A 22,707-nucleotide genomic window follows, 5' to 3' on the forward strand; every position below is an offset into this window, starting at 1 on the left:
GTGGTTGGTCGTACTTACATTTTACAAGCGGGCATCTCTTTTTTGTCGTTTATTTATGGAAGATTATTCAAAATCAACACGCGTGATTCTGGAAGTCTCTATTAGCGAAGCAAAAGTGACTTGGGCGTTTTACAACGTGAAAAATTAATGGAATTCCACGGAGGTATAGGAGTGAGTGTAAACTTCGAAGTAAAGCTGAGGGCAAACTATAACAAATTAAAAGACGAAGATTTAGTAGAGTTGGTTCATAGTGGAGACAGCGATTCATCGGAATTTCTAATTAACAAATACCGGAATTTTGTGCGTGCAAAAGCAAGTCGATATTTTCTCATCGGCGGGGATAAAGAGGATATTGTCCAAGAAGGAATGATTGGTCTTTTTAAAGCCATTCGCGACTTTAGAGAAGACAAGCTGATTTCCTTTATGGCCTTTGCAGAACTATGCATTACAAGGCAAATGATTACAGCCATTAAAACAGCTACCCGCCAAAAGCACAGTCCTCTTAATTCATATGTTTCCCTGAACAAACCGATTTATGATGAAGGATCAGATCAAACGTTAATGGATGTTATTTCAGGAGCTAAAATAATGGACCCCGCAATCTTGATCATTAACAGGGAAGAAGCGCGAGATATCGAACAAAAAATGGACGAACTATTAAGCGAATTTGAAAGGAAAGTGTGGGATTTTTATATGGAAGGAAGGTCGTACATTGAAATTTCAAAAGAGCTAAACACTCATGTCAAGTCGATTGATAATGCGATTCAGCGAGTAAAAAGAAAACTGGATCAATACTTGAGCAGAAGAGAAGTAACTGTTTAACTTCTGATATATAATAGCAGCTAATCCAGCTGCCGGAACGTGCCTGTTCATGTGAACGGGTTTTTTTATTTGAGCAGAAAACGATATCAAATTAAATGGACCGTTTTCAACGATCCAGTCGCATAAGGGCGCCCATAAGCATTTACTGTTAATAACAGCATTTTAAAATCACGACCAGCCGAATCTTGATGAGACAGACAACACCGAGATAAAAAGATACAACGGTAAACCGGAAATTGAGAGGGTCATATTTGAGATGTAGGGGGAGTCAATATGCTTAAAGCGGGGGATTGGGTGCTAGTGGACAATGGATCAGAGCGGATTATTGGTTTTATCAGGGATTTTTCCCGTCTGCGGAATGAAGTGTATATTATTCAAGTATCCACATACTTTAAAAAAAGGATCACAAGCATCAAACCGGTTCTCGGCGTATTTGAAAGCAGACGTGTGATGCCGATTGGTTTAACATTGGCGAAAGAAGATTGGGATTCCATGATCGACTTGGCTATTTTGACGGACGATGAAAAATGGTTCCGGCAATTATCAAAAAGAATGACAAGCGATCCGTAATGGAAGAACAGGCTGCTGTTCTATTCACTTTCTCTCTTCTTGCAAAAATGGTATAGTCAACTATATCGAAATGAGAAAAGAGGAAATGAACATGATTGATCATATTGTCATCGTAAAATTCAATGAAAGTACTACAGAAGAACAATTGCTCGAAGTGGTAAAACGTTTTAAAGCATTAAAAAATCATCTTTCAGGAGTTGTTGATCTCCAAGCAGGTATTAATTTTTCGGATGTAACGAAAAGTAAAGGGTATCAGGTCGTGCTGACAGTCCGGTTTGAAGATAAAGCAGCACTTGAAGCATATGGACCACATCCGGAACATCAAGCGGTCGCTGCGTATATTCGTGAAGTGGGCCGTTTGGACAGCATTGTGGTGGATATCGAAATTTAACAACGGACAAAAAGAAGGACATCGTTCTTTCATAACAAAAACCCCTTAAAACCTGGGACGGGACTGACCCCCTGACCGGTTTAAGGGGGTTTTTATTATGGATTAACTTAGAAGAAGTTCGATGTCTTTTTCTATATCAATCGGATCAGTCGTCGGTTCAAATCGTTTAACAACATTTCCGTTTTTATCAATAAGAAACTTTGTAAAATTCCATTTAATCGAGTTACCAATTAAATATTCCGGATGTTTTTCATTTAATAACGGGATTAATACCTTTGCTACTGGATGAGATGTATCAAATCCTTCAAATGGCTTGGCGGCAGCAAGGTATGTAAATAATGGATGGGCATTGTCATCACGCACATTGATCTTTTGGAACATCGGAAATGATACACCATATTTTAACATGCAAAAAGACTGAACTTTATCGTTATCATCAGGCTCTTGATTGGCAAATTGATTGCACGGAAAGCCTAGAATAATAAAATCTTTTTCTTTGTAGCGGTCATATAGACGCTGTAAATCTTCAAATTGAAACGTAAACCCGCATTGACTGGCAGTGTTCACAATGAGAACGGTTTTTCCTCTATAGTCACTTAAGGAAATCTCTTTTCCGTTCATTGCAACCGCAGAAAAATCATAAATACTCATTTTATTAAATCCTTCCTAGTGATTAATTAGTGGCGCTTCAAACATGCTGCCGTCTATATCTTCTCATACTATCGGTTTAGGATAAAAATCATAGATCTTTATCAGCTGTTTTTTCATTTTGGATTAAGATCGTTAACATTCCCTGTGGGTGATAAAAATTACTTCAATAACAATGTGCAAAATTCAAATATAAAAAGAAATACAGGTATTCTTTTATGAGATGATAAAACAGGTGCACTTTTTTGTAGAAGAAAAGATTTCATATGGCAAGAAGCCTTGCATGATCACTCAAGGCTCCTATTATATAAAATTTTTACCATATCCACTGGTGCGGCCGTTTCTTTCTGTTATCATCACGTTTGTTTTTTGCGTGATCATCCCGCTCGTGCCGTTTTTTACTGTTGTCATCGTCAAATCTGCTGCTTCCGTTATCATCGCACTCATTATTCCAGCGGGAGTCAGGGTTTATCCACAGATTCAAGCCGTCATTACGGTTAAACCAACTTTTACTCCTTTTTTCGTCATGATTGTCAGATTTATAAGCCATAGAAGTCTCTCTCCCTTCTTAAAAAATCACCATGTTAGCATTAGCTGGTGTATTATATCGTATGCACTATTAACTGGATGTGGAAATCCGCTTGACTCATTTTTTGAAAAATGGATATTAAGCAGGAAAGAAAGAAGATAAACAAAAAACGGCTGTACGAGCTACAGCCGCATTAAATAGAAGGTAAGCATCTGGAGCCATATAGGACATCAATGGACATATAACATTCCACAAAGTGAGCTTTATTTGATTTAGTAACCGCCATATCCACTATTGACCTAAGATACACCGACAATGATCAAAAGAATAAACAATACAACAATTAACGCACAGCTGTCACCATAATCATGCCCGTGATCACTGTCTTGTTTCCTCATCAATTTTTATCATCTTCTCACTACTTTGCGGCAATCTATCTCATTCTTTTAGTAATATGGACGACCGCAGCAGCGTGTCGGATAACCTGGGTCAACGACAACATTTCGTGTAATCGGCTGGTAAATATGACGGGGCACATTAACAATATTTTGACGATTAATATTGATAATCGGATGAATGAATGGAACCTCCCGGGTTGTATAGTAATCGCGGACGACACATTTTGGCGGGCACATAACAGGTCTGACATGACGATGCATTTTCTTTCACCTCCAAGTATATGTACTTTAGTAGATGCGCGTATTGTCCTTTTGGAAACGGACAAATAACATGGAAGAGTTTTAAATTATTTTAAAACAGAAAACCCCGTTTCTGCTTGTATTTTCCCAATACTGTGTAAAGGTGTTTTATACATCATAAGGTTGATTGAGTTTGTCATTGAAAGTTTTATCAAATGAAGAGGCTGTAAAATGGAAGAAAAATAAATAACATCCAAAACGTCCTTTCTTATGAGATAATGAATCTCGATAATTTGTAAAAAAGGATGACATCTATGACTAGGCTTACCTGTAACGGACCGTTTTACACAGAATTGGACAGGGCTAATCAATACTCGGCTGAATCGAAAGCGTGTATAGAGGGCACCGTCCAAAAATTAATGAATCATCATACCAATGTAAGCCGACCGGGAATGCTGCTTGGAAAAATTCAAAGTGGGAAAACACGTACTTTTATCGGTGTGACGGCCCTCGCGTTTGACAACGGATATGATGCTGCAATCATTTTGACAAAAGGAACAAAAGCCCTTGCTCAGCAAACATTGGAGCGGCTGAAAGCAGATTTTAAATGGTTCATGCAGAATGATGATGGACAGATTTTTGACATTATGACACTGCCGGATAACCTCATTCAATATGAACTTGAGCAGAAAAATGATTCTCGTTGTAAAAAAAGAAAAGCATAATTTACACCGGCTTAAAAAAGCACTGTTTGAGACATATCCGGAACTTGCCGAAAAACGTGTGTTATTCATAGATGATGAAGCGGATTTTGCCAGCATCGGCTTCTCGAAAACGAAGAATGAAATCTATGAAATGAATGTGCTTGCCGGAGAAATCGATGAGATACGCAGCCGTCTCAACCAGTGTGATTTTTTGCAGGTCACAGCGACGCCCTATTCTCTTTATTTGCAGCCGGAACATATAAAATTAAAAGGCGCTGTTTTTCAGCCAATCAAACCGGTATTTACAGAACTTGTTCCGGTTCCAGCGGAATATATTGGGGGGGACTATTATTTTGATGAAAGCGAAAAGAAGGACACCATTGCCTCCTTGCTGTACGAACCGATTTCTTCAGACGAACTCCTTGTGTTAAAAAAACCGGATCGGCGCCGGTTAAAAATCGAAGACGTGTTAACGAACAGGAAAATTCATTCATTGCGATCAGCGGTCCTCAATTTTATAACTGGCGGTATGATACGCCGAATGAAGCATGAACGAAATGGCGAGCGATTGAAAAAATACAGCTTTGTGATTCATACGTCTCAAACAAAATCCGCTCATGAATGGCAGGAAGTCGTGGTTCAGGAAATGAAACGACGGCTGTCCATTCTACTAGCGAATGATCCGATTTTGATGACGGATCTTATACAAGAAGCGTATGACAACATAAAGAACTCTCTTTTGAAACTTGAATCGTATGTGCCTGGATTTGAGGAAGTAAAATATGAGGTGATTCAGGCAATCGGAAAAGATCATTTATTGATTACAAAAGTGAACTCCGAAAAAGAAATGTCTGCGCTTTTAGACGAATCAGGTCAGCTCAAGCTGCGAGCGCCGCTCAATATTTTCATTGGCGGACAAATTCTCGACCGTGGCATTACGATAGGGAACTTGATCGGCTTTTACTATGGACGCCATCCAAAAACATACCAGCAGGATACCGTTTTACAGCATTCGCGCATGTTCGGATATCGTCAGCTGGAAGACCTGGCTGTCACCCGATTTTATACTACGGAAGAAATTTATAATGTCATGAACACGATTCATGAATTTGATACCGCATTACGCCATGCGATTGAAAAGAGTAACGATCAAGGCGTTGTATTTATTCAAAAAGATGCAGGGAATCAGCTCATTCCGTGTTCACCGAATAAAATTGTTCTTTCAAAAGTGACAACACTTAAACCATTTAAGCGGCTTTTGCCTGTCGGTTTCCAAACAGGATATAAATCCTATATCTCCAAAACCGTTCAGGTTCAGGAAATCGATCAGCTTCTTGATAAACTGGTGAGCGGAAGAGAACCTGTATTGATTGACTTAAAAGACGCAGCCGTCATTATTGAAAAAATTCAGGACACATTTGACCCGGAAGCCGGTAAACCATGGGACGTGAACGCATTTTTTTCCAGTCTCGAATATTTGTCAAAAAGTATACCGGGTCAGGAGCCGGAAAAAGTATGGTGCATCGTGCGGAAAAACAGGAACATATCCCGAGTCAGGCAAAGGACCGGCCGGTTTGAGGACGCACCTGATACGTCATCTGGAATTAATAATGAATTTAACACAGCTAAACGAATCGCGGATAAAAATCCTGTGCTTATCTTAACGAGCCAGGAAGGTTCAGCCGATCCGAATAAGGGATGGCGGGGCGCCCCGTTTTGGTGGCCGGTTCTGGTCACACCGCGCCAAACACCAACTGCTATCTTTACGAGTGGAACGGAAGAATAAAAGTTAAGGGATAAAGAGCCGCAATCATATAAGGAAATACAACCTTTCATAAATTCAAAAGATAGGATTTTCCTATGAGTGCGGATGGAAGGCCAGATTCTGCCCTATTTAAGCCGATTTGTCGATATTAGAGCCGGATTCTGTTTCTGAAGGCCGAATTCATTGAGAATCCGGCCATAAGTGCAAGAAAACCGGCCCAAAATCAGAAAATCCGGCTATAAAAATGAAGAAAGGGATGTCTCAATGAACTTTTGAGACATCCCTTTCTTAAAAAAACTTAATTCATTACTAAACCGCCATCAACAATCAAATTTTGACCGGTCACGGCTCGGCTCCACGGGGAAGCGAAAAATAGCACGGCATCCGCGACATCTTCCGAGGAAGTCACTTTCTGAAGAGGTGTGCTGTCTTTTATCATTGCGATTACATGATTCCATGGGGCTAAATAATGAAAATAGTAAGAACTTTCATCCGTACCTAAGCTACAGTCATACTTACATAAGTAAAAAAATAGGATTTTTAAATCCAATTATTGCTAAAAAAAGCTGCGATCCTGGCGCCAGAAATTTTTGTCGTAATTTGACGAACGATTATAATAGGTGAATGGCATCATATTGACTAAAATACAGGTAAAAGGAACTGCATAATATTGAGTTAGAATACTTGTTAAACGGAGGGATATGTCAATTAATTCAGCTGGATGATATCCACTAGCACTAAATTACAATTCAGGAAGTGATGTTGAAAAAGACAGGCAGGCTGCAGAATTTGACTAATTGAGTAATATCAAAAAAATCGTCGAATTCATGTAAGCGTTTTAATTACAGAGGACAATATGATAAAGATACTGAAATAAGCAAAGAAATTAGTCAATTTGAAATTTAGGAGCGAAGCAATTGTGAAATATACTATTAGCAGAAAATTATTTACCGGATTTTTTACAGTTTTATTTATTTTAATCGCCACTGTGGCACTGAGTTATCATCAAATCAGTTCAGTTGATTCCACTTACTCAGAGTTAATCAATGACAGGGCGGCAAAAGTGGTGATGATAAAAGACTTAGTTCTGGAAATAAAAAGAGAACAAGTTTTTGCACGGGATTATTTGCTAGGTGATGAGAGCGCTTTCGATAAATTTTATAAGTCACGTGATAAATATGAGCAGCAAAGCGCTGAATTTGAAAAAATCCTCATTTTACCTGAAACCAAACAGAATTTACAAGAATTAAACGAATTAGAAAAGGAGTATGCTGACTACGTTGGCGGTCTTTTTAAATTAAAGAAACAAAATAAGACCGCTGAATATGAGGCGTTATTGCCGCAGGACAGTGAAATTACAGGCAGGTTCAGCAGTAAAGCAAAAGAAATTACGGACGTGATCCAGGCTTCACTAGTTGAGGGAAAAGAGGATACGTCTCAACAAGTTAAAACGACTAAAAACTGGATATTAGGATTAGGACTGATTTCTGTTTTCGCTGCGTTATTTATTGCCTTTTATATGAGCCGGCTCATCTCTAACCCGATTAAATCCATATCAAATGAGGCAAAAAGAATAGCGTCCGGCGATCTCGCATCACAAAAACTTAATATAAAAAATAAAGATGAAATTGGGGAGCTGTCTGATTCATTCCATCAAATGGCGATGAATATAAGGAGATTAATTCAGCAAGTTGGACTAAATGCGGAGCAAGTCGCGGCAGCTTCCGAGCAATTATCAGCAAATGCAGAACAAACCAGTAAGGCGACTGAACAAATTTCATCCACGATGCAGCAAGTGGCTGCCGGAACAGAAAATCAGGCCCGCAGCGCAGAAGAAACCTCCCGGACGGTCAATGAAATGTCGATTGGAATCAAGCAAATTTCGGAAAATTCCCAGCAAGTTTCCCATACCGCAGCAAAGGCATTAGATAAAGCTGGAGAAGGAAATCAATCGATTCAAACGGCTGTCGATCAGATGAATTCCATTAACAATACAGTTCATCGTTTAGGAGAGGTGATTTCTTCCCTTGGAAGACGTTCGAAGGAAATTGGACAGATCATCGAAGTGATTACCGGTATTTCCGCACAAACCAATCTATTAGCATTAAATGCTGCAATCGAAGCGGCAAGAGCGGGAGAACATGGGAAAGGATTTGCTGTAGTAGCAGATGAAGTTCGCAAGTTAGCGGAACAATCTTCTGAATCCGCACAGCAAATCTCGCAATTGGTCGCGGCGATTCAAGATGAAACAGAAAAAGCGGTAATATCCATGGAAAATGCAACGAAAGAAGTCGTAGAAGGCATTGGGGTGGTTGAAACGGCAGGCGCTTCATTTGGACAAATACAACATTCCGTCAGTGAGGTTGCCGGTCAAATTCAAGAAATCTCATCTGCCGTTCAGCAAATGTCCGCTGGAACAGAGCAAATGGTTCGGTCTGTTACAGAAATGGCCGAATTGACAGAACTCACCGCGGCGGGCACACAGGAGGTCTCGGCCGCAACGGAAGAGCAACTTGCTTCAATGGAAGAAATCTCTCTTTCATCATCTTCTTTAGCGAATATGGCGGAAGAATTACAACTTCTTATTGGTAAATTTAAAGTTCAATAATCGTTATCGCCCATGAAAGTGACGGAAAAGAGTATAAAGAAGTTTGATGAACTGAAAAGAGTTTTAATAGAAGCTGTGCGGCAGGTTAGTAACAGTGACTGGCCGTAAAGCTTTTTGGATTTTGCCCCATAAAAATTTGTTGTCTGAAAAATCAAAAAAGTAATAAAAAAGATGAAATTTGTGCCATATGAAAGAACAGACAGTTTCGTGAATAAAAAAATCAGGTCATAATAAAAAATAAGCAACTTCCTGCTATTACTTGTTTAAAAGAGAGGATGAATATCGGTGACAAAATTAAATTTGAGCTTTGGCTGTTGGGATTATGATCGTATTCAAGCTTTAACAAATGGAAGTGTTCAAGCAAAAGGAATTGATCTTAACTGGTTGAATATGCCTGTTGAAGAAACATTTTGGAGAATGATGCGTTATCAGGAGTTTGATATTTCTGAATTATCACTTTCTTCCTATTTAATTGCCAAAGATCGGGGATATCCAAACTTCACGGCGATTCCTGTATTTATGTCGCGCTTTTTCCGCCACTCCGGTATTTATATTAATAAAAATTCCGGCATTAAAGAAGCAGCAGACCTGCGGGGAAAACGTGTCGGGATTCCGGAATATCAATTGACTGCTTGTCTGTGGATCCGCGGTATTTTACATCATGATTACGGTGTTCATCCGAAAGAAATGAATTGGTTAACCGGCGGACAAGAAGAGCCGGGACGAGTGGAGAAAATCAAGCTGTCACTGCCGCCTGAAATCAATATTCAACCAATTAATAATGACCAGACCTTAAATCAAATGCTTGAATCGGGAGAAATCGATGCGTTGATCGCTCCGCGCGCTCCTTCTTGCTTTTTAAACGGATCGACAAATGTACAGCGGCTGTTCCCGGATTATGTATCTGTTGAAAAGGATTATTACGAGCGGACGGGTATTTTTCCAATTATGCATGTGGTTGCGATCAAGGATGAAATTTTGGAGGAACATCCGTGGGTAGCAGCCAATTTATATCAGGCTTTTAAAGAAGCGAAACAAAAGGTATATGATGGCTTTAATCAGACAGCGGCACTGAAAGTAACCTTGCCATGGTTTGTATCTGAATTGGAAAATACGAAAAAGCTGATGGGTGAGGATTTCTGGCCGTACGGATTAGAAAAAAACCGTAAAACGTTAGAGGCAGCGGTTACATATTCTTACGAGCAGGGTATGATCAAAAACCAATTAAGAGTGGAAGATTTATTTGCTGCGTCTACTTTGGAAGAATACACGCTCATTTAAGAGCAGAAAAACATGACGAGGGAGGGATCGGATTGGGGCAAAAAGTATTGTCAGCGGTTGCGGTGGGTGAAAGACAAACGGAACTGCACGAATTTGACATGCCGAATTTATCATCTGAAGAAGGGATTTTACGGGTGGAAATAGTAGGCGTCTGTGGAACAGATGTCTCTTATTACCAAAAAGACCAGGAGCCGCGGATATTAGGCCATCATATTGTCGGCCATATTGAAAAAATAGGAGCCGCGGCAGCAAAAAAATGGGGCGTCCAAAAAGGTGACCGTGTTGTTTTGGAGGAATACATTCCGTGTGGTCAATGTGAACATTGCCGAACGGGGAATTACCGTGCCTGCTTGGAGACCGATCCCCGTGCAGGAGGCATCCGTTATGGAGCGACTCCAGATTCATTGAAGCCTTCTTTATGGGGAGGATTCAGCCAATTTTTGTATCTTCATCCGAATTCCGTCGTGCATAAAATGCCGGATCATGTTCCGGCTGTGGAAGCTGCTTTGACATTGCCATTATCCAATGGATTTGAATGGATGATCATTGAAGGAAACGCGCGGCCAGGAAAGGTCGTCGTCATTCAAGGTCCAGGACAGCAAGGGCTGGCGTGTGCTTTAGCGGCAAAAGCGGCCGGTGCAGAAGTCATTGTTACAGGCCGCACGACAAGTCTGCGCCGCTTGGAGCTGGCCCGTGAACTCGGTGTTGATCATATTATTAATATTCAGGCTGAAGATCTGGTTTCACGTATTGAAGAAATCACCGGCGGCAAAATGGCTGATATTGTCTTGGATGTTACGTCGGGCGGGACAGCTCCGATCACCTCTTCGCTGGAGATCGTCAAAAAAGGCGGAATGGTGATTCTCGGTGCTTATAAATATCAGGAAATCCCTATGTTTAACAGTGATTTAATCATTCAGAAAACCTTGACTGTAAAAGGAGTCCGCGGGCATAGTTATCAATCGGTAAAAATGGCTGCTGAGTGTATTGCGTCTCGAAGGTTCCCTCTTCACAAAATGCATTCACACAATTATGGTCTTGAACAAGTGGACCAGGCATTAAAGACAGCAGGAGGAGAAGGTGAACCCTCTCCGCTTTTAGTCACTGTATCACCATGGTCATAAAAGATAGTTAAATGTATTGTGGGGAGACCTACTCTATGCATGACAGGAAAGCACCCTTATCGCATTAGTGATTAACTAAATCGATATTTTGAAGGGTGCTTTTTAGTGAGGAATTTTAAAAATTTTTCTTTTTACTTTTAAAAAAATACCGAAGAAGGCCTATTTTTAGTAGGACGCAAACAAGATTGATTCATTTATAAACTGTATATTCTGAAAATATTTTATATTCAGTATTGATTTACTGTTTTATGGGGAGTATAATAAAAACCACAATACGGCACATGTTCCGTATCGTGAAAAATAAAAAGATTTTATTTAAGCGTTCGGTTTATGAATCATTGGCAAGATCTTGAACCCAAAACATTCACTAAACCGAAATGCTCATTGGGGGAATGTATAAAATCTGGATGCATCATTTTTTTACGGACTTTTTAATTTTTTCAGAAGAACGTTAAACACGGTTTAATGGTTAACCAATAAGAACCAGTCAATAAAACAGGAGGGCCTATGATGAGCAAAGTGGATGAAAAAGCTTTTAAGCTTGAAGTGGCTAAAGCAGTGCGAATGTTAGAAAAAATTGATCTTCTGGATATGAATGGACATGTCAGTTATCGAATTCCTGGTACGGACCGATTTTTCATCAACTCCCGGAAGGCCAGCAGAGCTTCAGTAACAGCAGCTGATATCGTGATGTGCGATTTGGATGGCAAGCTGATCGAGGGGGATTCAGAGCCGCCAAGTGAATACCATATTCATACAGAAATCTTTAAAAGGCGAAGTGATGTTTTCAGTGTAATTCATAACCATCCGCATTACCAAACGGTGCTTGGAATTGCAGATGTAGCCATGAAGCCAGTTTTTGGAATCGGGTCATTTGTGGATAAAGTGCCAATGTACGAAAAATCCAGCTTAGTGAATACAGCAGAAATGGGCGCTGAGTTAGCTGAATTGCTTGGAAATGAAGTCACTATTCAGCTAAGGCATCATGGAACCGTTATCGTCGGGGAAAGTGTAAAAGCTGCTTTTGCCAAATCGGTCTTCTTAGAAGAAAATGCAAAAAAACAGTATGACGCCATGCTTTTGGGACGGGACATCAGGGTACTGAACGGAGAAAATCTGGTGCGTACGAGAGACACGGCCTGGCAGCCAAGTATTATTCAAAAAGTATGGACGTATCATGAAGAAAAAGCCATGAAGGAAGGGGCTTTAACCGGTATAGAAGATGGTATCCGGGAAGAGCTGCTTCGCTGATCATATATCGATTATCACATGATTAAAATGAATCAAAAACAGCCGTTTATTTGATAACAGTAGGAGGGACAAAACATTATGATGAGTCAGGAGCAAAACCAATTGTTAACAAGCGTGGGACCAGGAACACCGATGGGAAATCTTTTACGCCGATATTGGATTCCGGTAGCCGCAGCAAGTGAACTGGAGAATAAAGCGACAAAGAAGGTCAGAATTTTATGTGAAGATTTGGTTCTTTACCGGGATCTTTCGGGCAATCTTGGCTTGATCAACGAGAAATGCCCGCATCGAAAAGTGTCTCTTGTATACGGAATGCCGGAAAAAGATGGATTGCGCTGTCAATACCATGGATGGTGTTTCAATCAGCACGGACAATGCACAGAACAGCCAAATGAGCCGGAGACAAGTACATTTAAAGATCGAATTAAAACAAAAGCCTATCCGGTTCAAGAAATGGGCGGACTGATCTTTGCCTATATGGGACCAGAACCGGCACCATTGCTCCCGCGATTTGACGGATTTGTCGTTGATAATGCCGTTCGCATGATTGGGAATGCGGTTCTTCCTTGCAACTGGCTGCAAATTATGGAGAACTCGCTGGATCCTATCCATACGGAATGGCTGCATGGACATTATCACGCATACGTAACAGGTTTAAAGGGAGAAACACAAGAAGTCGCTTTCCAGCGAAAGCATAACAAAATTGCTTTTGATGCATTTGAGTACGGAATTGTGAAACGCCGGCTCCTGGAAGGCCAGTCGGAGGAAAGTGATGATTGGCGCATCGGACACCCGGTTGTCTTTCCATTCATGCTTGCTGTCGGCAGCGGTGGATTAGGCTCTTATCAATTCCAGATCAGAGTACCGATCGATGATGAAACTACATGGCATGTATGGTACATGGCCTATGCTCCTGGTCCAGATGTGGAAATTCCAGAACATTTAAAAGAGATTCCATTGTATAAAGTGCCATACCAGGATGAAGATGGTGAATTTATGACGGATTACATTGATGGACAGGACATTATGTGCTGGATTACACAGGGGTCTGTGGCGGATCGAATGGATGAACGACTTGGCACAACCGATAAAGGGATCATTTATTATCGCCAAATGCTTAAAAAGGAAATCGAAAAAGTTGAGCGCGGGGAAGATCCGATCGGAACAATACGAGACGAAGCGGATAATCAGATCATCGTCCTGCCTTTGGAACGAAAAAAGCATCATTTCAGTGATGGTTTTGAAAGCGTATTCAAAAGGTTCCAAACTCGATTCTCACCTATAATTGATGATGTTGTGGAGTTATTTGGCAAGGTGGGGGTCAAATAACATGAGCAATCACGTGCAAGTACAAAAAGTTCTTGCGGCCGATTCCTCCCTCGTCCAAAAAGATGAGGGAGGAGCTCCCTGGTCCTCTTCCGTTCATTTTTGTAATCATTGCGGTCATTCCATGAAGGATCCGCGCAGTTTTATTGTGGAATATTGGAGGGCAGAACAATCCGTTTACTTTTGCTGGTGTCACGCTTGCGGTTACCGCTGGGAATTGGCTGAAATGAAACAAATCACAACGATGGAGCTTGAAGAAGGAGAAGAAGATTTTGGGTGAGTTAATTTTAAGAAGTGACTTTAGAGAAAAGTAGACTTTTTTGAAAGCGGTTTCTGGATGCAGCCCGCACTTGAATTTCAATCAAAAGCCCAAAATTGACAGATTTTGATCTAGTAAGGATAAAAAATGAACTCAAGGAGGAAAGCGTATGCGTAATAAAACGGGTAAATTACTAATCAATGGATTGTTGGTTTTAACATTAGGACTGACAACTGCCGGCTGCTCTTCACAAAGCTCTCCTGCAAAAGTAGACTCGGCCAGCTCATATCCTGAAAAAAATATTGAGTTAGTAGTGGGATATAAGCCGGGTGGAGGTTTCAATGAATGGGCTCAAGCAATCGCTCCATTTATTGAAAAACATTTACCTAATAAAGTAAATGTAACGGTTCGAAACATGCCAGGTGCCGGTGGAGTCATAGCAACAAGCCATATCCAAAAGGCTAAACCAGATGGTTATACGATCGGACTTTATGATGTGAACGGGCTTGCTCCCACTCAGCTGGCACGTCCTGATTCATTCGATTTAAAAGAAGTTTCATGGTTGGGCACGGTTGCTGTTGATAACAATGTAGGATCAGTGCAAGGGAAAGGCTCGAATACTGCAGAAAGTATTTTGAAACAAGAAAAACCGAAATATATCGTTTCTACAAGAGGGCTTGCTTCTAATGACTCCATCGTTGGTGCAATCAGCTTGACTGAGATGGGTGTCAAGTGGGAGCCGTTGAATCATGAAGCGACAAGCGAAGCCGTTTTATCCGTTATAAGAGGAGATGCTGATATTCTTTTTGGTTCATATGAAAGCCAACAAAAATATATTGAATCAGGAGATTTAAAACCGGCAATTTGGTTCGGTACAGAGCGAAATCCGAAATACCCGGATGCACCAATTCCATCTGAATTAGGATATCCTGAATTTAACGAAATCTTTGATACGTATAAGATGATCGGTGCACCTCCTGGCTTGCCTGAGGATGTAAGTTCTACGTTAGAAGAGGCTATCCAAAAAGCGATGGATGATCCTGAGTTTCATAAAGTTCTTGAAAAAATGGATCGCACACCAAGTTACCTGAATGCGGATGAAACAGAAGAACGAGTGGAAAAGTTATTGGAGGATTACGCTCAATATACTAATATTGTGAAAAATCTTTTCGAAAAAGGTGAATAAAGGAAATATGGACAATCAGCAGGAGGTGGAATCATGGGATTTTTATCGCAATTAGGGAATGTCCTTCAACTGGATATGATGCTTTTCTTGGTTGCCGGAGTGTTATACGGTTTAATCATTGGGATATTGCCGGGCCTTGGAGGAAGTATAGCGATGGCACTTCTGATCCCTCTTACATTTAGTTTAACACCGGAGCAAGCTATTGTGTTACTTATTTCCGCTTATGGATCAAGCAATTTTGGCGGTTCGCTAACGTCCATTCTTATTAACACACCAGGAGACGCATCAAATGCCGCAACGGCATTTGATGGATTTCCACTTGCTAAAAAAGGGAAAGCCGGCATGGCTATTGCTGCGGCAATGGTTGCTTCCGCCCTTGGCGGTCTGATTGGTTTGCTCGTATTGGATTTAATGATCCCTGTTGCCAGAAAGCTTATTCTTGCTTTTTCTTATCCGGAATTTTTTATGTTAGCGATTTTCGGTTTAACCATTATTGCGGTAGTTACGACAGGAAGTCTGTTCAAAGGAATAATTTCGGGTTTAATCGGTTTGATGTTTGCTTATATTGGAACTGATCCGATTATGGGTTCAGATCGTTTTACATTTGGAATGGACTATCTATGGGATGGGATTCCACTTCTTGCCGTGATTATTGGTATGTTTGGGATTACGGAAGCATTCTCCTTGTTTTCTCAAAATAAAGCTATAGCTCACGATGTTCAAGTGAATAAAGGAGGGACCTGGCAAGGTATAAAATCAGTTTTTCAAAATTTTTGGTTATTCTTACGTTCGTGTTTTATCGGCATTTATCTGGGGATGATTCCCGGGGTTGGTGGTACTGTAGCCAGTTTTATGGCTTATGGAACGGCCGTGCAGATGGCAAAAGATAAAGAGAAATTTGGTAAAGGTGCCATTGAGGGAGTCATAGCTGTTGAAGCGGCTAACGATTCAAAAGAAGGCGGCAATCTTTTGCCGACATTAGCATTTGGTATTCCTGGTGGAGCCTCGATGGCCGTGTTGATCGGCGGGCTTATGATTCATGGACTGACTCCTGGACCCGACATGCTTACGAATAATCTGGACATTACTTATTTTTTAATTGCTGCAGCTATTGTGGGTAAATTTGTTGCCATGTTTTTTGGTTTGCTGTTAGGACCTAAGCTTGTTTTTGTCACAAAAATCCGCGGCTCCATTATGGCTCCTGCGATTATAACGGTATCCTTGGTAGGTGCTTACGGAACGGATGGAAAATTCGGCGATATAATGGTTGCGTTACTGTTCGGTCTTATTGGTTACTATATGATGAAATACGGTTATTCAAGAATTGCCTTAATTATTGCATTAGTGCTCGGCAAGCTGATGGAGTCTTCCTATCATCAAACGATGGCGACGTTTGGTCCAGAAGGGTTTGTCACAAGACCGATCGCCCTCACACTAGTCGTGCTGACGATTGCATCCCTTATTTGGCATTTTATTAAAAAGATGAAGCAGAAGAATCAAATGAAAGGAGAACTGGCAGCATGATTCGTATAAATGAAAATAACGTATTCTCCATTGCGATTTTTCTATTTGGGCTTCTCATTTTTAGCGCTACGCTTGACTTAAGAGATGATATAGCTTTAATACCGAAAATCATGAGTTTTTGTTTAGTCCTGTTTTCCGGGTGGCAAATGATCTATGATTTATTTCCGACTATAAGAGAAAAAATAAATATTAATAGCAAAAGACAAGAAAAAAAGGAAGAATTCAGCCTCAGTGATAGTGCAGCAGCTCAAGAAGAGGATGAAATTGAAACGAAAGAATTAGTGAAAAAAAGGTACTTTTTTATAGGTTGGATGATATTGTTTATCACCCTAGTCTATTTTACGAGTATGATTTGGGGTATTCTAATTTCGATGATCCTTTATTTAAAATGGATCTCCAAAGAAACTTGGAAAATGACTATTTTATACTCAGCTTCTGTTGCTTTATTCATCTATCTTGTCTTTGTAGTAGGATTTGAAATCTATTATTTTATGTAATGGTTTGAAAAGCTAATGTTCTAAAAAAATAATCATCCTGTTATAAAAGCTAATTTTATGAACGCAGTAAAATGATCTCGTTATTAACCCGGGATCTTTTTTTATTATTTAAAACAAGGCAATTGGATTTATAGAAAGAATGTAGATCGATGGAAATGGAATTTACTCTTTACGGATAACAAAGTGCAGAGCACTTTGAGAAATCATTTACACATGGTAAGATACAAAGTAATAAAAAGTCTGAAAATAAGTATCCAGATTTAGAACTTGCAGAGGATAGTTAGGGCTAAGAATCAGGGGGCATCGATGAAAGAATCAGCGCAAACAGTACAATCTGTAGAAAGAGCATTAAGGATTATGGAGTGCTTTACGTTAGAAAAGCCTCAACAGACATTAGGTGAATTAGCAGCCCAAACAAGTCTTTCAAAAAGTACGATTTATCGTCTATTATCGACATTGGCGCGATGCGGCTACATTAAGCAGGACGAATTAACTCAAAAATACAGTCTAGGGTTCAAATTATTTAATTTAGGGGCAGTGGTGGCAGGAAATATGTCTCTTAGAGATACGGCCTTACCCTTTATGAAAAGATTGTGTGATGAATTATCCGAAACCATTGACCTGAATATTATTGAAGCAGACCAAAGGGTTTGTATTGAAATGGTGGAAAGTTCTGAGCAGATACGGAATATTGTAAAGGTAGGGCAGCGTAATGCATTATGGGTAGGTGCTTCGGGCAAAATTTTGCTTGCTCATCTGGAGGAAACGGAGCGCTGTCGTATTTTGGAGGATGCACACAATAAAAATCAACTGCCGGTTGAGATGGACGTATTGGAAAAAGAGCTGGATGTTATTCGCGGTCAGGGTTATGTTATTTCTGTTGATGACCGTCTTAAAGGATCGTTTGCCATCGCTTCACCAATATTTAACCATGCGGGTAAGTTAATAGGCGGTGTGACAGCGGCGGGTCCGATCCATCGATTGTCGGAAGAGAGAACTCCTTTTATTATTCAGCAGGTTATGTATACAGCGTATAAAATAACAGAAGCGATGGGGAACAGTGATGTAAAAAGTCATTACCCAAAGCTGGACATTATGTGAACGTCATATATTGATTTTTAAAGAAAGCACACTACTCAAAAGGAGACTTAGTGTGCTTTCTTTATTTTCGAAAAATTTATATTAATTAAAATATTGAAAATCTATAAGAGCGATGCTATAATTTTTTTAATCCACATAGTGGAATATATTCCGTATTGCGAAATGAAAAATTGATCGAATGAGCACCATTCCATAAATAATTAAGGAGTGAAATGATGACAAATTCCCATACGAACTCTCTTCAGCTTCGAATTGGCATTGTTGGTCTTGGAAATGCGGGAAGTGCGCTCCTGCCCAGCATCGCCAAACATCCGAATGTAAGGGTAACAGCTGCGAGCGGGCGAAATAAAGAGCGGCTGGAGAAGTTTGCGCGTGATTATCAAGCGGAGTACCATTTGAGTGTCGAGGACTTATGCCGAAGTGAACAGGTAGATGCGGTGTACATAGCCAGCCCGACTGAACTTCATGTAAAGCATGTGCAAATCGCCACCCATTATAAAAAACATATCATTGTTGAAAAACCGTTGGCGGTTTCTGTGGAAGAAGCAGACATGCTGATTCAAGCGGCTGATCGTGCCGGCATTCATCTGATCGTTGGACATTCGTTTAGTTTTGAGCCGCCGATTCGAAAAATAAGAGAAATCATTAATGAAGGAACGCTCGGAAATGTCAAAATGATAAACAACTGGTATTTTAATGATTGGATGTATCGTTTCAGAACGCCGGAGGAACTGGACACGGCGTTAGGTGGCGGTGTAACGTACCGTCAAGGCTCGCATCAGTTTGATATTATCCGGTATATTGGCGGCGGAATGCTCAGAAGTGTACGCGCTATGACCGGCAGATGGGATGAATCCCGTCCGACAGAAGGAGCTCATGCGGCTTTTCTGGAGTTTGAAAATGGGACTGTAGCTACAGCGGTTTATAATGGATATGATCATTTTCTTACAACAGAGCTTACTTTCGGCATCGGTGAAGGAGGTCCGTCAAAAAGGGCCCAGGGATACGCCGCTTCCCGAAAAGCGATTCAACAGTTGAAAAACAGTGATGAGGAAAGGGAATTAAAAAGTCAAAAAGGGTACGGGGGAAATCAATCAAAAAACTACTCGGAAGAAAAACATCATCAGCCATTTTTCGGATTGACGGTTGTCAGCTGTGAACGAGGGGATATTCGTCAGTCTCCAAACGGATTATACGTTTATGGAGAAAATGAGAAATACGAGATTCAGCTTCCTAATGAGACAGGCCGCGACGTAATGGTGGCTGAACTGTATGAGGCAGTTGTTCATGGCAAGCCGCCTATTCATGACGGAAGATGGGGTAAAGCGAATTTAGAAGTTTGCCAGGCTGTTCTGGAATCTGCCAGAGAACGTAAAGAAATCTACTTGTCTCATCAAGTAGCTGTTGATTCGTCAGAACGCAAGGTATCAAAATAGTGTTTTTTATAACAATTGAACACCGTTAAAAAAGGTGTATAAAGGAAAGTGACAGGCTTCGATACCACAGGTGTTGAAGCTTGTTATCTTTTATCCTTGTTCAATGGGGAGAAAGGGGTTTATGTGGTACTTTCATACTTTTTACTCATGCAAACGCTATTTTCAATCGCCGTACAGGGAACACGGCCGATCGTCTCTTTATTTGCTGATTCACAGGGAGCTTCAGTGGCGACGATTGGCTTTTTAGTGTCCGCGTATGCTTTCTTTCCGATGCTTTTAGCTGTAAAGGCTGGGAAATGGCTGGATGTTTATGGGGCAAGGCATATGTGCTTGCTTGGCAGTATCGGGATGCTGCTTTCTATTGTCGTGCCCATTATGCTGCCGGTCGTAGGCGCTCTCTTTTTTTCTCAGTTATTAATGGGATTTTGTCAAATTTGTGTACTGGTATCATTACAAAAAACCGTGGGAAACCTGCCCGGAAACCGCGATCAATTAATTACAATGTTTAGTCTTACCGGATCGGCAGGAGAATTCATTGGACCTATGGCAAGCGGATTTGGCTATGAATACATGGGCTTTCGTTTTACATTCGCGATGGCCGCTATTTGTGTCCTTTTGCCGTTGGCAAGCTGTTTGCTCGTGCCGAAAAATTTTTGGAAAAGTGCCGCAGCCGGGAGGAGAGAAAAGGTGGATCGATCCTCATCCTGGAAGATGCTGAAACATGCTAATCTTCGTAAAGCACTTATTATCAGCGGGCTGGTATTATATTCAAAAGATTTATTTGTTGCTTACTTTCCTGTTTTAGGGACACAAGTTGGCATGAATGCGAGCAGCATTGGCGTTGTTCTGTCACTCGTGGCGGCTGCCTCTATTGTCGTCCGGATCATTCAGTTTCGTCTTGTACAGATTTTTGGGAGGGGAGAGGTTTTAACGGCCACATTAGTGATCAGCGGGCTCTCTTTTATCTGTATTCAGTTAACCTCGCTTCCTGTCATATTTGGTATCGTTGCTGTTTTTTTAGGGATCGGATTAGGACTTGGTCAACCGCTTAGTCTCACGTATGCGATGAACATAAGCCCCCTGGAGAAGCAAGGCGAAGTGTTGGGAATGCGTTTAACTTTTAACCGGTTTTCCCAATTTGTCTCTCCCTTTTTCTTTGGTGCAGTTGGCAGGGCAGCGGGTGTTTCAGCTATTTTTTGGGTGAGTGGATGTATTCTTCTCTTAGGTGCCTATTTTACCCGTATGAGTAAAATAGAATCGGAGCCGGTAACAGAAAGTGAAGGAGTGCTTGCTGAAAAAATCGGGGAATAGACGCCTTTAGTAAATGAAAAAAGAATGAGCAGAAAAAGATAAATGAAATTCATTGGAAAAAAGAAACGAGCTGCGCCCCCTGCATCAGTGGCACAGCTCGTTTATGTTCAGGTTTAATATCAACTAATTTTTATGTCTTCCGAGAAAGACTGATCAGCTATTTTAATCGATTCAGTAGGACATCCTTCAAATGCTTCATCCAAATCATCCAGCAATTCATCCGGAACCTCCGCAGAGCCTTGGTTATCATCCAAGACAACATAGGCAATCCCTTCATCATTATAGTCAAAAATGTCTGGAGCAGCTGCTCCGCATGCACCGCAAGCGATACATGTATCCTGATCTACCCAAGTGAATTTCGTCATGTTTTAAGCCCCCTAAAATAAATTGTCTTATATATAATAATTTTAAAATGAAAACCCTTCTTTACAACCTGTCTGTTCTTTTATACGAAATAATCGGAATAATTTATCAATGCAGCAGCTTTTAAAGTATAGTGGAATAAAATACCATCATATTGAAACAGAAGGATTTTTCTGTTAAATTTGAATTATGACTAAAATCTGAATTTTATTGAGTAATTTTTATATGATTTATGGGGGGGTTTTTTATGGCACAGAAAGCAGAAGTTTTATCTTCCGTTCATAATGCGATCCGCATTTTGCAAACATTTTCATTATCAGAACCTGAGTTAGGGATAAGCGAGCTGAGTGTTCGGCTGGGATTGGCGAAAAGTACGGTATACCGGCTGATGAAGACGTTAAATGAATCCAATTTAGTAGCGCAAAACAAAGAAACACAAAAATATCATTTAGGGCTGGCTGCATTTGAATTAGGTTTCACTGTCTATCATTCAATGGAACTTAGACGGATTGCCCTCCCAATTTTGGACAAACTGGCGCTTTCTCTTCGTAAAGTCGTCCGGCTGGCTGTTTATGATAAGGGCGAGATTGTTTATTTGTGTAAGCGTGTTCATGATGAAGATAATGGAACGGTATCCAAAATAGGGGATAGAGCGCCAAGTCATTGTACGGCAATCGGAAAAATGCTGCTCGCTGCGCAAAACGAGCAAGAAATTGACCGGGTCGTTGCCGGCTGCTTACATGCTTATACGGATAAAACTGTTACGTCGCCTGTGCAATTAAAGAAGCAAATTTTGGATATTAAACAAAAGGGATACTCGATTACAAGAGAAGAGCTCAGGGATGGAATCTCATCTGTGGCCATCCCGGTGCAAAATGATATGGGAAAAATGATTGCTGCAATAAGCGTAACAGGTTCAAAATTTCAATTTCATCCCGACCATGTTCAGCAATATGTAAAAGAAATGAGAAATTGCAGCCGTCTGATTACAGAACGGCTGGGAATGGGATACTAAAGCAAAAATTTATTTTTATTTAACTAACGAATTTCTTGAAACAAGGGGTAAATGCCGCTTGTTTTTTTATTCGATTGAAAAAATTATAAAAAAAATAAAAAACGTTCTGCATGAAAGAACGAAGATGTTTTTTTCATCATTGTGTGTGAGAAGATAATTAACAAATTAGAAAATTCAAAATTAAAGGGGGCGGTCAGTTTGGAGATAGGCAGTTTTATCACATAATGAAATATGCTTGTTGAGTTTTAAAAGATTTACTTGCAAGAAGGTAAAAAGTCACAAAAATCACATTTTTTTGATGTTGTTGCAGATAAAAGAATAATGTTCTGCTGATTTTATCGTTTTATGATAAAGTAAA

23 protein-coding genes and 1 pseudogene are annotated in these 22,707 nt (G+C 40.4%); 18 read left to right on the plus strand and 6 right to left on the minus strand.

What is annotated here, in order from left to right:
• The first annotated feature begins 147 nt into the window (after window positions 1-147).
• From sigH to BTO30_RS14395, 3 genes are all read left to right on the plus strand, one after another.
• Window positions 148-822: an RNA polymerase sporulation sigma factor SigH gene (sigH, locus tag BTO30_RS14385; RefSeq protein WP_211272849.1), complete on the plus strand. Its 675-nt coding sequence runs from the start codon at window positions 148-150 to the stop codon at window positions 820-822.
• A 273-nt stretch (window positions 823-1,095) separates the two neighbouring features.
• A complete protein-coding gene (locus BTO30_RS14390; RefSeq protein WP_075399408.1) occupies window positions 1,096-1,392 on the plus strand; it encodes a hypothetical protein in 297 nt (98 codons plus the stop codon).
• Between the two features lie 91 nt (window positions 1,393-1,483).
• Window positions 1,484-1,783, plus strand: a complete 300-nt coding sequence (locus BTO30_RS14395) for a Dabb family protein (RefSeq protein WP_075399409.1) — start codon at window positions 1,484-1,486, stop codon at window positions 1,781-1,783.
• Window positions 1,784-1,885: 102 nt separating this feature from the next.
• On the opposite strand, the gene BTO30_RS14400 is transcribed toward BTO30_RS14395, so the two are convergent.
• The 4 genes from BTO30_RS14400 to BTO30_RS14410 all read right to left on the minus strand — a co-directional run bounded on the left by BTO30_RS14400 (window position 1,886) and on the right by BTO30_RS14410 (window position 3,619).
• On the minus strand, window positions 1,886-2,434 hold the full coding sequence (locus tag BTO30_RS14400; protein WP_075399410.1) for a glutathione peroxidase: 549 nt from the start codon (window positions 2,432-2,434) through the stop codon (window positions 1,886-1,888).
• 313 nt (window positions 2,435-2,747) lie between these two features.
• Window positions 2,748-2,981, minus strand: a complete 234-nt coding sequence (locus tag BTO30_RS17110) for a hypothetical protein (RefSeq protein WP_143331982.1) — start codon at window positions 2,979-2,981, stop codon at window positions 2,748-2,750.
• 278 nt (window positions 2,982-3,259) lie between these two features.
• On the minus strand, window positions 3,260-3,358 hold the full coding sequence (locus BTO30_RS14405; RefSeq protein WP_075399434.1) for a YjcZ family sporulation protein: 99 nt from the start codon (window positions 3,356-3,358) through the stop codon (window positions 3,260-3,262).
• Window positions 3,359-3,406: 48 nt separating this feature from the next.
• Entirely contained in the window at window positions 3,407-3,619 is a 213-nt protein-coding gene (locus BTO30_RS14410) for a hypothetical protein (protein ID WP_075399411.1), read from the minus strand.
• 293 nt (window positions 3,620-3,912) lie between these two features.
• Here BTO30_RS14410 and BTO30_RS17730 point away from each other — a divergent pair, with 293 nt between their 5' ends.
• Together BTO30_RS17730 and BTO30_RS14415 are read left to right on the plus strand one after the other, a co-directional pair.
• Window positions 3,913-4,323: a DEAD/DEAH box helicase family protein gene (locus tag BTO30_RS17730; protein WP_245796487.1), complete on the plus strand. Its 411-nt coding sequence runs from the start codon at window positions 3,913-3,915 to the stop codon at window positions 4,321-4,323.
• The gene (locus tag BTO30_RS14415) at window positions 4,292-6,088 is read left to right on the plus strand and encodes a Z1 domain-containing protein (protein ID WP_245796489.1); all 1,797 of its coding nucleotides are present in this window, start codon (window positions 4,292-4,294) and stop codon (window positions 6,086-6,088) included. Before BTO30_RS17730 ends, BTO30_RS14415 begins: the two co-directional genes overlap by 32 nt.
• 277 nt (window positions 6,089-6,365) lie before the next feature.
• Here the strand turns inward: BTO30_RS14415 and BTO30_RS14420 are convergent.
• Window positions 6,366-6,509: pseudogene (locus BTO30_RS14420) on the minus strand (SDR family oxidoreductase); the annotation flags it as partial.
• Between the two features lie 477 nt (window positions 6,510-6,986).
• On the opposite strand from BTO30_RS14420, the gene BTO30_RS14425 reads away from it, so the two are divergent.
• The 12 genes from BTO30_RS14425 (at window position 6,987) to BTO30_RS14485 (ending at window position 20,971) form a co-directional block, all read left to right on the plus strand.
• A complete protein-coding gene (locus BTO30_RS14425; RefSeq protein ID WP_075399412.1) occupies window positions 6,987-8,675 on the plus strand; it encodes a methyl-accepting chemotaxis protein in 1,689 nt (562 codons plus the stop codon).
• Between the two features lie 285 nt (window positions 8,676-8,960).
• Window positions 8,961-9,956: a PhnD/SsuA/transferrin family substrate-binding protein gene (locus BTO30_RS14435; RefSeq protein ID WP_075399414.1), complete on the plus strand. Its 996-nt coding sequence runs from the start codon at window positions 8,961-8,963 to the stop codon at window positions 9,954-9,956.
• Between the two features lie 32 nt (window positions 9,957-9,988).
• Window positions 9,989-11,080, plus strand: a complete 1,092-nt coding sequence (locus tag BTO30_RS14440; protein ID WP_075399415.1) for a zinc-dependent alcohol dehydrogenase — start codon at window positions 9,989-9,991, stop codon at window positions 11,078-11,080.
• A gap of 510 nt (window positions 11,081-11,590) precedes the next feature.
• On the plus strand, window positions 11,591-12,331 hold the full coding sequence (locus BTO30_RS14445; RefSeq protein WP_075399416.1) for a class II aldolase/adducin family protein: 741 nt from the start codon (window positions 11,591-11,593) through the stop codon (window positions 12,329-12,331).
• 78 nt (window positions 12,332-12,409) lie between these two features.
• A complete protein-coding gene (locus tag BTO30_RS14450) occupies window positions 12,410-13,660 on the plus strand; it encodes an aromatic ring-hydroxylating dioxygenase subunit alpha (RefSeq protein WP_075399417.1) in 1,251 nt (416 codons plus the stop codon).
• Between the two features lies 1 nt (window position 13,661).
• Complete coding sequence (locus tag BTO30_RS14455) at window positions 13,662-13,937, plus strand: hypothetical protein (protein ID WP_075399418.1); 276 nt, start codon at window positions 13,662-13,664, stop codon at window positions 13,935-13,937.
• Between the two features lie 148 nt (window positions 13,938-14,085).
• The gene (locus BTO30_RS14460) at window positions 14,086-15,102 is read left to right on the plus strand and encodes a tripartite tricarboxylate transporter substrate binding protein (RefSeq protein ID WP_075399419.1); all 1,017 of its coding nucleotides are present in this window, start codon (window positions 14,086-14,088) and stop codon (window positions 15,100-15,102) included.
• A 33-nt stretch (window positions 15,103-15,135) separates the two neighbouring features.
• Window positions 15,136-16,626 (plus strand): tripartite tricarboxylate transporter permease, encoded by a 1,491-nt coding sequence (locus BTO30_RS14465; RefSeq protein WP_075399420.1) that lies wholly within the window; start codon window positions 15,136-15,138, stop codon window positions 16,624-16,626.
• The gene (locus tag BTO30_RS14470; protein ID WP_075399421.1) at window positions 16,623-17,123 is read left to right on the plus strand and encodes a tripartite tricarboxylate transporter TctB family protein; all 501 of its coding nucleotides are present in this window, start codon (window positions 16,623-16,625) and stop codon (window positions 17,121-17,123) included. Before BTO30_RS14465 ends, BTO30_RS14470 begins: the two co-directional genes overlap by 4 nt.
• A 306-nt stretch (window positions 17,124-17,429) precedes the next feature.
• The gene (locus BTO30_RS14475; RefSeq protein ID WP_075399422.1) at window positions 17,430-18,224 is read left to right on the plus strand and encodes an IclR family transcriptional regulator; all 795 of its coding nucleotides are present in this window, start codon (window positions 17,430-17,432) and stop codon (window positions 18,222-18,224) included.
• 215 nt (window positions 18,225-18,439) lie between these two features.
• Entirely contained in the window at window positions 18,440-19,660 is a 1,221-nt protein-coding gene (locus BTO30_RS14480) for a Gfo/Idh/MocA family oxidoreductase (protein WP_075399423.1), read from the plus strand.
• 123 nt (window positions 19,661-19,783) lie between these two features.
• Window positions 19,784-20,971 carry an MFS transporter gene (locus tag BTO30_RS14485; protein WP_245796491.1) on the plus strand — a complete coding sequence of 396 codons (1,188 nt, stop codon included), beginning with the start codon at window positions 19,784-19,786 and terminating at the stop codon, window positions 20,969-20,971.
• Between the two features lie 119 nt (window positions 20,972-21,090).
• Here BTO30_RS14485 and BTO30_RS14490 read toward each other — a convergent pair whose 3' ends face one another.
• The gene (locus tag BTO30_RS14490) at window positions 21,091-21,336 is read right to left on the minus strand and encodes a ferredoxin (protein WP_075399424.1); all 246 of its coding nucleotides are present in this window, start codon (window positions 21,334-21,336) and stop codon (window positions 21,091-21,093) included.
• Between the two features lie 245 nt (window positions 21,337-21,581).
• Here BTO30_RS14490 and BTO30_RS14495 point away from each other — a divergent pair, with 245 nt between their 5' ends.
• On the plus strand, window positions 21,582-22,349 hold the full coding sequence (locus BTO30_RS14495; RefSeq protein WP_075399425.1) for an IclR family transcriptional regulator: 768 nt from the start codon (window positions 21,582-21,584) through the stop codon (window positions 22,347-22,349).
• The last annotated feature ends 358 nt before the right edge of the window (window positions 22,350-22,707 follow it).

Origin of the sequence: Domibacillus antri (assembly GCF_001936625.1) — a bacterium.
Classification (GTDB): domain Bacteria; phylum Bacillota; class Bacilli; order Bacillales; family Domibacillaceae; genus Domibacillus; species Domibacillus antri.